At 65.1% G+C, this 13876-nt stretch carries 9 protein-coding genes; 2 read left to right on the top strand and 7 right to left on the bottom strand.

What is annotated here, in order from left to right; all coding sequences use genetic code 11:
* Nucleotides 1-5 precede the first annotated feature (5 nt).
* Both coxB and IPM73_15010 read right to left on the bottom strand, forming a co-directional pair.
* On the bottom strand, nt 6-1166 hold the full coding sequence (gene coxB / locus IPM73_15015) for a cytochrome c oxidase subunit II (GenBank protein MBK8919313.1): 1161 nt from the start codon (nt 1164-1166) through the stop codon (nt 6-8).
* A 40-nt stretch (nt 1167-1206) separates the two neighbouring features.
* Nucleotides 1207-1665 carry a DUF2244 domain-containing protein gene (locus tag IPM73_15010; protein MBK8919312.1) on the bottom strand — a complete coding sequence of 153 codons (459 nt, stop codon included), beginning with the start codon at nt 1663-1665 and terminating at the stop codon, nt 1207-1209.
* Nucleotides 1666-1770: 105 nt separating this feature from the next.
* Between IPM73_15010 and IPM73_15005 the strand changes: the two genes are divergently transcribed.
* Nucleotides 1771-2352 (top strand): SCO family protein, encoded by a 582-nt coding sequence (locus tag IPM73_15005; protein MBK8919311.1) that lies wholly within the window; start codon nt 1771-1773, stop codon nt 2350-2352.
* Here the strand turns inward: IPM73_15005 and rpoH are convergent.
* From rpoH to IPM73_14985, 4 genes are all read right to left on the bottom strand, one after another.
* Nucleotides 2327-3205 (bottom strand): RNA polymerase sigma factor RpoH, encoded by an 879-nt coding sequence (gene rpoH / locus IPM73_15000; GenBank protein ID MBK8919310.1) that lies wholly within the window; start codon nt 3203-3205, stop codon nt 2327-2329. The genes IPM73_15005 and rpoH overlap by 26 nt on opposite strands.
* Nucleotides 3206-3290: 85 nt before the next feature.
* The gene (locus tag IPM73_14995; GenBank protein MBK8919309.1) at nt 3291-4877 is read right to left on the bottom strand and encodes a hypothetical protein; all 1587 of its coding nucleotides are present in this window, start codon (nt 4875-4877) and stop codon (nt 3291-3293) included.
* 43 nt (nt 4878-4920) lie between these two features.
* Nucleotides 4921-5853 (bottom strand): exopolyphosphatase, encoded by a 933-nt coding sequence (locus IPM73_14990; GenBank protein ID MBK8919308.1) that lies wholly within the window; start codon nt 5851-5853, stop codon nt 4921-4923.
* A gap of 124 nt (nt 5854-5977) precedes the next feature.
* Entirely contained in the window at nt 5978-8254 is a 2277-nt protein-coding gene (locus tag IPM73_14985; GenBank protein MBK8919307.1) for an NADP-dependent malic enzyme, read from the bottom strand.
* 358 nt (nt 8255-8612) lie between these two features.
* On the opposite strand from IPM73_14985, the gene IPM73_14980 reads away from it, so the two are divergent.
* Complete coding sequence (locus tag IPM73_14980) at nt 8613-13229, top strand: EAL domain-containing protein (protein MBK8919306.1); 4617 nt, start codon at nt 8613-8615, stop codon at nt 13227-13229.
* A gap of 115 nt (nt 13230-13344) precedes the next feature.
* On the opposite strand, the gene IPM73_14975 is transcribed toward IPM73_14980, so the two are convergent.
* Entirely contained in the window at nt 13345-13752 is a 408-nt protein-coding gene (locus IPM73_14975) for a hypothetical protein (protein MBK8919305.1), read from the bottom strand.
* Between the last annotated feature and the right edge of the window lie 124 nt (nt 13753-13876).

Raw genomic sequence — 13876 nt, 5'->3', positions numbered from 1 at the left:
GTCTCCTAGCGCAAGGCCTTGATCTGGGCGGGTTGGATCATGTCGCCCATGGTGTTGCCGAAACTGTTCCGCTCGTAGGTGATGACGGCGGCGATGTCGGTATCGGACAGGGTGCCCTTGAAGGCCTGCATGGCCGTGTTGGCCTTGCCGTTCATCACCCGGTCCACGTGGCTGTCGGGAATCAGCTTGCCGTCCTTGGAGAGCCACTCGCTGTTGCACAGCTTGCTGCCGGAGAGGGCCGGGAAGGCATTGGGAATGCCCTTGCCGTCGGCCTGGTGGCACACGGCGCAATTCTTCTCGTAGACCGGTTTGCCGTGGGCGATCAGTTCGTCCTTGCTCCAGGTCCGGTCTGCCGCGCCAGCGGCTGCGGCCGACTCGGTCTTCTTCTTGTCCAGCCAGGCCAGGTATTCGGTCTCCGGCACGGCATGGACCACTACGGGCATGAAGCCGTGATCCTTGCCGCACAGTTCGGCGCACTGGCCGCGGTAGATGCCGGGCTTCTCGATCTTGACCCAGGTTTCGCGCAGGAAACCGGGAATGGCGTCGCGCTTGACCCCGAATTGGGGCACCCACCAGGTGTGGATGACGTCGGTGGAGGTCAGCAGAACCCGTACCTTCTTGCCCACCGGCAGGACCACCGGGTTGTCGACCTCCAGCAGGTAGTGCTCGCCCTTCTGCTCGGCATTGCCGATCTGCTCCCGCGGTGTGGACATGGTGCTGATGAATTTCACCCCGGAATCCGGGTATTCATACTGCCACTTCCACTGCATGCCGGTGACCTTGAGCACCATGTCGGCCTTGGTCTTGGTGTCCTCCATGTCGATGATGGCGTGCACCGCCGGAATGCCCATGAGGATGAAGTCGATGAAGAGCAGGATGCCGAAGGGAAAAATCGCCCAGAACCACTGCAGGCCGCCCTTGGGGCCGGTGAACTTGGCCGGCTGGTGGCCGATGCTCTTCCGGTGCTTCACCATGGAATAGATCATGATGGCGAAGACCACCACGAACAGCGCCGTGATGATGAGCATGAACTCGTTGTGGATCTTCAAGGTATCCCGGGCGATCGGGGTGACCGGCTCGGGGAAGTTCCAGGAATAATCCGCCCGGCAAATGGCCGGCAAGGCAAGCAGCCAGGGCGGCAGCCTGCGTAAATGACGTGCAAACACTTTCAACTAACCCTCCGTTGGATGGACCTACCTGAGATGCTTATAGCGCGAGCGTCTTTTTCAGTTCTGCGGCGAGCGCTCGCTTCTGTGCCTCGTCCAAACCCCGCGCGAGCTCGATCTCACGGCCATGGGAGCCGATGAGCAAACGCCCCGCGCCGCCCCCCGGCGGCGTGTCCAGACGCAGGCGCGCCCAGCGGGGGTTGAGTTCGACGGTTTCTAGACGGGATCCGGAGCGGCGTTCGACGACCAGACGGTGCTCGTCGCGAACGATTTTTTCGTGGTCGGCGCTGTGGCGGCGGAAATAGGCGAGGGCAAAGCCGAGGGCGCCCAGTTCAAGGCCGGCGAAAGGCAGCACCGGCCAGGCGCCCAGAAGGGAGAAGCCGATAGCGATCAGGCTGCAAACCGCCAGGGCCGCCAGGAACAATGGCGCCGCGATGTCCTTGCCGGCTGCGGAGCCGCCGGGGCGGGTGGCCCAGCGAACGGTCGCGTGATGATCCATGGCATATCCCGCCATTTGTTGTTCCCTCCCCTTGTGAGAACTTTAATTGATCTTGTGAGTCAGTTGCTGACACTAAGTTCCCAAAAAAGTTCCTGGAAATTTCCCATGCTCCGTTTTGTATTGCTCTCTTTTCTGCTCCTCGGGCTGGCGGGGTGCCAGCCCGAACCGCCGGCCTTCAAGGCGACCGACATCAGCGGGGCCAGTTTCGGAAAGTCTCTGGCGCTCACCGACCACGAGGGGCGGTCCCGCAGCCTGGAGGATTTTCGTGGCAAGGCCGTGGTGCTTTTCTTCGGCTATACCTCGTGCCCTGACATCTGTCCCGGAACCTTGGCCCGCTACGCCGAGGCGATGCAGGCCCTGGGCGCGGAGGCGGAAAAGGTGCAGGTGCTTTTCGTGACCCTGGATCCGCAGCGGGACGATGCTGCCCGGCTCAAGGCCTTCGTGCCCTGGTTTCACCCCTCTTTTCTCGGGCTCTACGGCGATGCGGCGCAGACAGCCGCCGTGGCCAAGGAATTTCTGGTCCACAGCGTGGTGAAAGAGGTGGGGGGCGGTCTGGGCTACGTTCTGGACCATTCGGCGGGCAGCTACGTCTTCGACCCGGCGGGGCGCTTGCGGCTCTACGTGCGGGACGGCGCACCCGTTCCGGATGTGGTGGCGGATATCAGGCTGCTGCTGGCGGGGCGCTGAGAGAAAGGACGCCCTTCATTTTCTGCAGGGCCTTGACCTCGATCTGCCGGATGCGTTCGGCGGAGACCTGGAACTCGTCAGCCAGTTCGTGCAGGGTGGCGGCATCGCCGTCGTGCAGCCAGCGGGCCTCGACGATGCGCCGGCTGCGGGAGTCCAGGGCCGCGAGGGCTGATGCGAGGCCCTCGCTCTCCAGGAGCGCGACGGCCTTGCCTTCGATCACCCGGGTAGGTTCGTAGCGGCTATCGGCCAGATAGTCGATGGGGGCGAAGGTGTCCTCGCCATCGTCGGGGGAGCCTTCCAGGGCCAGATCGCGCCCCGCAAGACGGGTCTCCATCTCGACGACTTCTTCCGCCTTGACGTCGAGACGCCGGGCGACCTCGCCGGCCTGGGTGGCCGTCAGGGTGTCGCTGCCCTCGTAGTCGCTCTTGAGGCTGCGGAGGTTGAAGAACAGCTTCCTCTGGGCCTTGGTGGTGGCCACTTTGACCAGGCGCCAATTCTTCAGGATGTATTCGTGAATCTCCGCCTTGATCCAGTGCATGGCAAAGGAAACCAGACGCACGCCCCGATCCGGGTCGAAGCGCTTCACGGCCTTCATCAGACCGATATTGCCTTCCTGAATGAGGTCGGCGTGGGGCAGCCCGTAGCCCAGGTAGCCGCGGGCGATGGAAATGACCAGACGCAGATGGCTCAACACCAATTGCCGCGCCGCGTCCACATCCCCTTCATCCCGCAGGCGGCGGGCGAGGGCGAACTCCTCCGCTTCCGAAAGCATGGGGTAGCGGTTTGCGGTGGCGATGAAGGCATCGATATTGCCGACCGCGGCAGGGATGGGAAGCGCCAGGGAAAGGGACATGGCCGATTGGGTCTCGGTAAAGGACTCGAACTTATTTTAGCACTCGTTTAGCACGAGTGCTAACAAGACCGGACGGCTACGGCAATCAGTTGGTCTGGCAGGCGTAGCGCACGAAATCGCTGCCCCGCTCGAGCACTTCTCCGACCCGCACGTGTTCTACGGGGGAGTCGTCCAGGGCGATGGCCGAATCGCTGCGCACCCCGGCGGTGGGGGGCAGGATGAGGCTGAAGGTGCCGGAGGTCTCGTCCGGCAGCACGAAGGCCGATACCCGGGGAGCCTTGGCGGCCATGGGGCCCGCCCGTCGCAGTCGCGCGGCCAAGGCCTGCTCGGGATACCAGCGGATAGCACCGCTCAGGCAGCCATCCTCAGTCAGCTTGAGGCTATGCAGGACGCCGATCTGCACGGCGGCGGGATTGTCTGCCGCAAGGGCGACGAGGCAGGGAGGCTGGTGGCGGGAGGCTCCCCCGGGGAGGCGCACCACGCGGTCGCCGGCCAGTTGCCAGGTTTCGCCGGCCACCTCGGCGCGGGCGACCGCGCCATTCAGGTTGGCGACATTGTCGAAACCGAAGATGGCCATGCGCTCATGGTTCTTGGCCGAGCTGCCGGCATCGAGGCCGGAGGGATTGAGGGGCCGCCGCTCCAGGGCCACGTAGACATTTTCGGGCCCGAAGGCCAGGGTGACCGGGCGGGACTCCGGGAAGCCGCCGATGCCCGACTTCTTGAGGCCGAGATCGAGCCGACGCAGGAGATCGATGCAGGCGGGGGCGGCGAGGTCGCGACCGAGCTTGAGGGATTCCGGCGATTCGCCCCCCTCCAGCGCCTCGACGCGGCGGCGAATCTTGCGCACCACCGCACGCGTCTCGATCCAGCGCGGACCGTCTTCGGCCAGCGGAACGCCGGGCAGCAGGCTGTGCAGGGCGATGATGCGCGCCTTGGGATCGTCGTCCTGCATGCCCTGGAATCCCGCCAGATCCTTCCAGCGCGAAAAGGCGCGATTGGCGACGGTCAATTGGGGCAGGCTGAGTCCGTAGGGGTCGACCGCCGCCAGCAGCCAAGCCCAGGCGACGTGCCCGGCCAGGACGGATTCGCCCAGGTAGTCGAAATCCGGGTCGCTGACCGGGGTGCGCAGAACCGAGAACGCTTCGGCGGAGGTCAGGACGTCGTAGAGCAGGCGGTTGAGGGCGGCGGGAATGTCGTGCCGGGCCAGGACGTGGGCGAAATGTTCCAGGCGCAGGGTAACCGCGGCCCGGTGCAGCGGAACGACGGCCTTGTTGGGAGGCAGGCCGGGGACCATGCGCAGATGGGCGATGGACAGGGCACGCCAGAGATCCCGCGAGAGCGCGAAAGATTCTGCGGCGTCGCTTCCCGGCGGCAGCGCCTTGTGGGTATAGCGGGCCTCCAGGCCGCTCTGGGCCCGGATGACCGCCGAACGCAGCACGGCCAGGATGAGAAAGCGTTCGCCCAGGGCGAGGGAGGCATCGGCGTCCACGGCCCGAATCTGTCCCAGGAGGTCGCCCATCTGCTCGGGGGTCACCAGCGGCTGGCCGGCGATCCAGTCCCGGGCTCCGGCGGAATCCGAAAAGAGCAGCGCCGGCGCAGGGGCCGGCGGGGGAAGCTGGAGACGAGCCATGACGTGTTCCTGAAAGGCCTGGGTGTCCTTAGTGTCGCCCAAGGCCACCCCGGGCACAAGCTGCCGGGGGTGGTCGGGCGGCGCGTCAGCCGTCGGCGTTGATGCGTGTCGTCAGTTCGGCCAGGACCGCTTCCGCCCGGTCGTTATCCACCTGGCAGGTGCCAGCGGCCTGGTGGCCGCCGCCGCCGTACTGCAACATCAATTCACCCACATTGGTGCGGCTGGAACGGTCGAGAATGGACTTGCCGGTGGCAAAGACCGTGTTCTGTTGCTGCACGCCCCACAGGATGTGGATGGAGATGTTGCACTGGGGGAAGAGGGCGTAAATCATGAAGCGGTTGGTGGCCCAGATGGTTTCCTCGCGCCGCAAGTCGAGGATGACCAGATTGCCCCGCACCGTGGTGCACCGCTGGATCTGCTCCTTGGCCTTTTCGGCGTGCTCCAGGTAAAGCTCGACGCGTTCCCGCACGTCGGGCAGGGCCAGGATGTCCTCGATGCCGTGGTCGCGGCAGTAGGTGATGAGATCCATCATCAGGGCGTAGTTGCTGATGCGGAAATCCCGGAAGCGTCCCAGGCCGGTGCGGGCGTCCATCAGGTAATTGAGCAGCACCCAGCCCTGGGGATCGAGAATTTCGTCCCGGGTGAACTGGGCTGAATCCGCCTTGTCCACGGCGTCCATCATGGCGTCTGAAACCCGCGGGAAAGCCTTCTTGCCGCCGTAGTAGTCATAGACCACCCGCGCCGCCGAGGGCGCGTTGGCGTCGATGATGTGGTTGCTGCGCTCGCCGGTGTTGCGCACCGTCTCCGACAGGTGGTGATCGAAGGCCAGGTGGGCGCTGGCGACGTAGGGCAGGTTGGTCGTGATGTCCCGCGCGCCGATGGCGATCTTGCCGTCCTGCATGTCCTTCGGGTGGACGAACTTGATGTCGTCGATGAGGTCGAGTTCCTTCAGGAGGACGGCGCAGACCAGTCCATCGAAGTCGCTGCGGGTGACCAGGCGGTATTGAGCATCGGGCATGGTTGTCTCCGGGTGTTGTGATTGTGTCTGCATTAAAGCACGAAGCCGCCCCGGGGGGCGGCCTCGCTCAGAGCCTGCGCAATTGGGCGCGAAAAGCAGGGGTGTATCGGATTTCCACAGCCTCTCAGTGCTCCAGGGATTCGACCACCGCCAGGGCCGACATATTGACCAGCCGGCGTACCGTGCAGGTCGCGGTCATGACGTGTACCGGCCGGGCGGCGCCGAGCAGGATGGGGCCGATGGTGACCCCCTCTCCGCCGGTGATCTTGAGCAGGTTGTAGGCGATGTTGGCGGCGTCGATATTGGGCATCACCAGCAGGTTGGCCTCGCCCTTCATCTGGGAGCCGGGATTGGCGACGCTGCGGATCTCCTCCGACAGCGCCGAGTCGCCGTGCATTTCGCCGTCCACCTCGATGTCATCCTTCACCCTTTCTGCCACCAGGGCCGTGGCGGCGCTCATCTTGCGTGCCGAGGCCGACTGGCCCGAGCCGTAGTTGGAGTGGGACAGGAGAGCGATCTTGGGATGGATGCCGAAGCGCTTGACCTGCTCTGCGCCCATCAGGGCGATTTCGGCGATTTCCTCTGCGCTGGGGCACTCGTTGACATGGGTGTCGCTGATGAACAGCGAGCGGCCCGGCAGCATGAGGTAGTTCATGGCCGCCAGGATGCTGCCGCCTGCGCGCTTGCCAATCACTTCTTCCACCACCCTGAGGTGCTCGCCGTACTGGCCGTCCACGCCGCAGATCAGCCCGTCGGCGTGGCCCAGGCGCAGCAGCATGGCGCCGATCACCGTGGTATTGCGGCGCAGGGCCTTCTTGGCGATGGCGGGCGTGACGCCGCGGCGGACGAGGAGTTGATGGTAGGCCGTCCAGCACTCGCGGTAGCGCTCGTCGGAATCGGGATTCACCACGTCGAAGTCGACGCCGGCACGGATGCGCAACTGGGCCTTTTCGAGCCGATGCTGGATGACGGGCGGACGGCCGATGAGGATGGGCCGCGCCATGTTCTCCTCGATGACGATCTGGGCTGCGCGCAGCACCCGCTCGTCCTCGCCTTCAGCGTAAACGATGCGCTTGCCCCGGGCCTTGCGGGCGGCGCTGTAGATGACCCGCATGCCGGCGCCGGTGTGATAGACGAATTCCGACAGCTTGGCGCGGTAGGCGTCGAAATCGGCAATGGGCCGCGTGGCGACGCCCGAATCCATGGCCGCCTGGGCGACGGCGGGGGCGATCTTGACGATCAGGCGGGGGTCGAAGGGCTTGGGGATCAGGTAGTCACGGCCGAAGGCCAACTCTTCGCCGGGGTAGGCCATGGCGACCTCGTCGCTCACCTCGGCCTCGGCCAGTTCGGCGATGGCGCGCACGCTGGCCATCTTCATCTCCTCGGTGATGCGGGTGGCGCCCACATCCAGGGCACCGCGGAAGATGAAAGGGAAGCAGAGGACGTTATTGACCTGATTGGCATAGTCCGAGCGCCCGGTGGCGATGATGGCGTCGGGCCGGGCGGCCTTGGCCAGTTCAGGCATGATTTCCGGAATCGGATTCGAGAGGGCGAAGACCATGGGGCTGGGGGCCATGGCGCTCACCATTTCGGGCTTGAGCACCCCGGCGGTGGACAGTCCCAGGAAGACGTCGGCGCCGACGATGGCCTCGCCCAGGGTGCGGGCCGAGGTGTCGCGGGCGTAGCGCGCCTTGTTGGCTTCCATGTTGGCCTCCCGGCCGACGTAGATGACCCCCTTCGAATCACAGACCAGAACGTTTTCGCGCCTGACGCCCAATTGGCACCAGAGATCCAGGCAGGAAATGGCCGCGGCTCCCGCGCCGGAGCAGACCACCTTGATGTCGGCAATGGCCTTGCCGATCACCTTCAGGCCATTGAGCATGGCGGCGGCGGAAATGATCGCCGTGCCATGCTGATCGTCGTGGAAGACGGGGATGTTCATGCGCTCCTTGAGCTTCTTCTCGATGTAGAAGCACTCCGGCGCCTTGATGTCCTCCAGATTCACCCCGCCCAGGGTCGGCTCCAGGGCGGCGATCATGTCGATCAGCTTGTCGGGGTCGTTCTCGGCCAGTTCGATGTCGAAAACGTCGATGCCGGCGAATTTCTTGAACAGGCAACCCTTGCCCTCCATCACCGGCTTGGCGGCCAGGGGGCCGATGTTGCCCAGGCCGAGGACGGCGGTGCCGTTGGTGACGACGCCCACCAGGTTGGCCCGGCTGGTCAATTCGGCGGCGCTGGTCGGGTCTTCGACGATGGCGTCGCAGGCCGCGGCGACGCCGGGGGAATAGGCCAGGGCAAGGTCGCGCTGGTTGGTGAGGCCCTTGGTCGGGCGCACGGAAATCTTGCCGGGGGTGGGCAGGCGATGGTACTCGAGCGCGGCTTCGCGCAAATCCTTTTCCACGAAAACTCCTTGGAAATACTGTGGGGGAAGGGCGGAAGGCTACCGCAAACCGCCCGCGAACGCACGCCGTCCCGCGCGATGTGCCTTCGCCGCCGGGGGGCGTGGACAGTCGGGGTATACCCCAGCCGCCTTGCGCTGTTTCCTTGCAGCGCTGCGGGTTATCATCCGGCCGCCATGCATTTGGGGTTCGTCGCCTTTGCCTTGTCCGGGACTCCCGAATTGCGCGGGAAGCAGACGGTCGGCTTCCGCCGGCGGCGGTCTTCGAACCGCGCATCGTCTGGCGTAAACTGCCGGGGCAGTTCGGTATTCGCGCGCGGGAACACTACAATGCACGCCATCGCTTAGAGGCCACGCCACCATGCCCAGACGCCCTGGCAGCAAGACGACAAAAGCCACCCCGGATGCCGTTCAGGCTCCGCTCTCCTTACCTGCAGCGCCCGGCGAGAAGAGCGCCGGCCACCACCACCACTACGTCGTCGGCATCGGCGCCTCGGCGGGGGGGCTGGAAGCCCTGACCGCCCTGGTGTCCAACCTCAGGAAGGGCGCCGGGATGTCCTACGTGGTGGTGCAGCATCTGTCGCCCTCCTACAAGAGCATGCTGCCGCAGTTGCTCGCCCGGGAAACCGAACTGCCGGTCATCGAGGCGGTGGACGGTCAGGCGCCGGTGCCGGACACCATCTACATCACCCCCCCCAACCGCAACGTCGTGCTGCGGGACGGCATCCTGCAACTCATCCAGTCGCCCCGGGAAATCAGCCCCAAACCCTCGGTCAATCTCTTCCTTTCTTCCCTGGCCGAGGAACGCAAGGAAGACGCCATCGGCATCATTCTTTCGGGCACAGGGTCCGATGGCTCCAGCGGCATCCGGGCCATCAAGGCGTCGGGGGGCTTCAGTTTTGCCCAGGATCCCAAGACCGCCCGCTACGACGGCATGCCCCAGTCGGCCATCGACACCGGCTGTGTCGACTGGATCCAGAGCCCCGAGGAAATTGCCGCCGAGCTTGCCCGGCTGGCCGAGGCCCGGCCGGTGCTGCCCACCACCGACATCCAGGAACTCCCTCTCACGGCCCTCAAGCGGCTGTTGGCCAAGGTCCGCACGCGCACCAAGCTCGATTTCTCCGGTTACAAGGAATCCACCCTGTGGCGCCGCGTCGAGCGCCGCCTGTTTGCCAATCGCAAGAGCAGCCTGGACAGCTACCTGGAATTCGTCGACGAGCACCCGGATGAGCTGGAGCGGCTGGCGCGGGACATTCTCATCTCCGTCACCTCCTTCTTCCGCGACCGGGAACCTTTCCAGGCCCTCGAAGAAGTGCAGCGCAGGCTCCTGCGCCGCAAGGAGCCGGGGGACGAAGTGCGGGTCTGGGTTCCCGGCTGCGCCACCGGGGAGGAGGCCTACAGTATCGCCATCCAGTTGCACAAGCTCCTGGGCGGCAGTTTCGACCAGTACCGGGTGCAGATTTTCGCCACCGATGTCGACATGGAGGCCATGCAGGTCGCCCGGCGCGGTGTCTACAGCGCCTCGTTGCTCAGCGAACTCGGTCCTGACGTGATGCAGCGCTACTTCCGCCCCATCGCCGACCGCTACGAGATTTCCAAGACCATCCGCGACATGGTCATCTTCGCCCGCCAGGATCTGGTGCTCGACCCGCCCTTTCTGCGCCTGGACCTCATCAGTTGCCGCAATGTGCTGATCTACCTTCAGCCCCAGCTCCAGGCCCGCATCCTCTCGCTTTTCCATTACGCGCTGCTGCCCGACGGCCATCTTTTTCTGGGCAAATCGGAAAGCGTCGCCCAGCAGGATTTGCTCTTCGTCCCGGAAGCCAAGGAATCGCGCATCTTCCGGCGGCGGGCCGAGGGCGTCCGCAGCCTTCCCGCCGCAGCGGGCAACAGCGCGACGGCCTTTCCCTCCGTCGAGTCCGTCGCCGCTCCTGCCGGTCCCCGGCCTGCTTCCCGGGAGCAGGCCATCGTCAAGGCGGCCAGCCAGTTCTATGTTCCCCCCAGCGTGGTGGTCAATGCCGACATGCAGATCCAGCATGTGCTGGGGGACGCTTCCAGCTATCTCCAGATTCCGGCCGGCCGTCCTTCCCTCGATCTCTCCAGCCTTCTGGTACGAGAGTTGAAGGTCGAAGCCCAGTCTCTGCTGCGGGCGGCGGAGCAGAAGAAGACCAGCGTCGAGGGGCGTCGTCGCCTGCCCTTGCGGGGCAAGAGCGGGCCCATGATCCGCCTCAACGTCCATCCGCTTTCGGTCGAGGGCGGGGAGCGCCTCTACCTGGTGGCCTTCGTCCCCTCCGAAGATCCGCCTGAAGTGGCGAAATCCGGCGACCCGCACGACTTGGGTCAGAAGGAGCTGGAAGACGAACTGGTCGCCACCCGGGAGCACATGCAGACCCTGGTCGAGGAACTGGAGACCTCCAACGAGGAGATGCAGGCCCTCAATGAGGAAGTGCAGGCTGCCAACGAGGAATTGCAGGCCACCAACGAAGAGCTGGAAGCCGCCAACGAAGAGCTCCAGTCCACCAATGAGGAACTGCTCACCATCAACGAGGAGTTGCAGGTCAAGTCCAGCGACCTCATCAAGACCAATTCCGATCTGGAGTCCATCCAGAACAACGTGGGCATGCCCATCATCGTCCTGGATGCGGAAATGCGCATCACCCGCTTCAACGCCGCCGCCGAAGTCCAGTTCAAGATGCACCGCGGCATTCTCGGGACGGAAATCGGCAATCTCCTGCTCCCCAAGGACATGCCCGCCTTCGGGCCCCTGGTGCTGGAGGCGGTCGACCGCCGCCAGCCCAAGGAAGTCCACGTCTCCGGCGATGGCCACGAGTACCTGCTGCGCATCACCCTGATCTTCGGCCCCGACGACCGTGTGGCCGGGGCCATCGTCATCCTCCTGGAACAGACCGAGGTCCTGCGGGCCACCCGGCTGCTCAATGAAAGCGAAAGCCGCCTGCGGGCGGTCATGGAGCACACGCGCTTCCTCATTGCCATCAAGGATGTGTCGGGCAAGTATCTCTACGCCAATGCCGGGTTCCGCAGTTACTTCTTCGCCGAAGGCGAAAAGGACTGCGCCGGGCGCAGCGATACTCAGCTACTCTCGCGACCCCTGGCCAAGCGCTTCCGGGACGAGGAACTCATCGCCCTGCGGCGCAGCGAACTGGTCGAGGTCGAAGAACTGGTGGACACCCAGCGTGGATCCCGCTGGCTGCACCAGGTGCGCTTTCCCCTCAACGACAGTGCCGGCGAGGTTTACGCCCTGTGCATCCAGATCACGGACGTGACGGAGAAGCGCCGCGCCGACGAACAGTTGCGGCTTGCTGCCCGGGTTATCAGCGGGGCCGCCGAGGCGGTCATGATCACCGATGCCCAGCAGCGCATCGTGACCGTGAACGAAGCCTTCACCAAGATCACCGGCTACGGCCCGGCGGAAGTCGTCGGCCAGACGCCCCGTATCCTGCGCAGCGAGCGCAACGACGCCGATTTCTACCGCGCCATGTGGGAACAGCTCAATCGCACGGGGCTGTGGCAGGGCGAGATGGAGAACCGCAACAAGGCGGGGCAACTCTTCACCGAATGGCTGACCATCAATGCCATCCGCGACGAGCAGGGCAATCTGTGCAACTACGTCGCCATCTTCTCCGACATCACCAGTCTGCGCGAAGCCCGGCGCAATCTGGAATTCCAGGCCATGCACGACCTCGTGACCCGGCTCCCCAATCGCGCCCTGTTCAACGACCGGGTGCGGCGGGCGGTGGTGCGGGCCCAGCGCCATCAGCACCGCTTTGCGCTCATCTTCATCGACCTGGACAATTTCAAGGACATCAACGACAGCCTGGGGCACGAGTACGGAGACGACGTCCTGCGCAGCGTGGCCGAGCGCCTGACCCATGCCGTGCGGGAGCAGGATACGGTGGCCCGTCTGGGGGGCGACGAATTCGTCGTCCTGGTGGACGAACTCGGAGATGGCGAAATCGAGCCCCTGGTCGAGCGTTGCCGGCAGGCCCTCGATACGCCGCTCTCCACCACGGGGTTCAGCCAGCGCGTCTCGGCGAGCATGGGCATCGCCTTCTATCCCGCCGACGGCGAGGACGTCGGGGCGCTGCTGCAAAGTGCCGATGCCGCCATGTATCGGGCCAAGGAGAGCGGCCGCAACACCTATTGCTATTCCTCTGCCGAAATCCGCCGCGCCCCCGCGGAGCGCCTGGGGCTCATCAATGGCCTGCGCCAGGCGCTTTCGGACGGCAATGAACTGCGCCTCGTCTTTCAGCCTCAGTACAGCCTGCCGGACAGAAGTCTCATCGGCCTGGAAGCGCTCCTGCGCTGGAACTCACCGGTCCTGGGCGAAGTGCCGCCCAGCCGCTTCATTCCCCTGGCCGAGGAATCGGGGCTCATCCTGCCCCTGACCGAGTGGGTTTTCCAGGCTGCCATGCGCCAGATCAAGGCCTGGCGTGCCGTCAGGCGCCTGCCCCCGCCGGTGGCGCTCAACGTCTCGCCCTTGCACATCCACGGCCCCGGCATCGGCGAGGCCCTCATGCGCCTCCTGCACTACTACGACCTGTCCCCCAAGGCCATCACCGTCGAAGTCACCGAGAGCGCCATGGGTCACAGCCCGGATGCCGTCGCCGCGACCCTGCTGCAACTCAAGGGCATGGGAATCGCCAGCAGTCTGGACGACTTCGGCACCGGTTATTCCTCACTCTCCCGCCTCTCGCGCCTGCCCCTCACCACCCTGAAGATTGACCGCTCCTTCATCCACGGTCTGGACGATCCGGACAATGTGAACGATCTGGAAATCGCCCGCACCGTGATCCTCATGGCCCACTCCCTGGACATGACGGCCATGGCCGAAGGGGTGGAAACCGAAAGGCAACTGGCCGCGCTGACGGAACTCGGCTGTGATTCTGTGCAGGGCTACCTCTTGGGTCGCCCGCAGGAGGCCGACGCGCTGACCGGGTTCCTGCCCCAGGGCGAGTGAGGCGACCGGCGGGCCTCCGCGCGGCCGTCGCCGTCGGGGCAAAAAAACCGGGCGGGGGGAAGCGCGTTCCCTACCCGCCCGAGCACACCAAACCGTGGGGGCTGTGTGGACTGCCTCAGGCAGCCACGGACTGCACCGTAGATTCCATTTCGTCCACCGATCCCTGCAAGAGGGGGCGAAGCAGCATGGCGATCTTCATGGCCGAAAACCGGATGTCGAAGACGGCATTGGCGCCGGCATCCAGGATGCGTTGCTGCTTGCTGGCGTCGTAGCGATCGAAGCCGTCGTAGGCGATCAGCAGCGTCGAGGGCAAAAGGCCGCGCAGAAAGGTGATGGCCGCCAGCGAGTGCTCGGGCACCTCGGGACCGACCAGAGCGACGGTGAAACTGCCGTGGCGGGCCATGGTGCGGGTTTCGGCGAGGGTGCCGCACAGGCGGATCGACCGCACGCAGCCCAGCAGGTCGATGGCCTCCAGGAGGCGCTTGCGCCGCTCCTGATCGGAGTCCAGTAAGAGAATATCCATGGTGTGCTACTCCTCTGTTCGGATCGCGCCCAAGGTCTGAGGTGCGGCACGATCCCTTATTTTGGCCAGAGTCTAGTCGCTCGGGATGCGGCGGAAAATTCGGGAAAGACAGGGGCGGGGTACG

It is taken from the genome of Betaproteobacteria bacterium, assembly GCA_016720065.1.
In the GTDB taxonomy this organism is placed as follows: domain Bacteria; phylum Pseudomonadota; class Gammaproteobacteria; order Burkholderiales; family Rhodocyclaceae; genus SSSZ01.
This window is presented reverse-complemented; position numbering and strand designations above follow the sequence as displayed.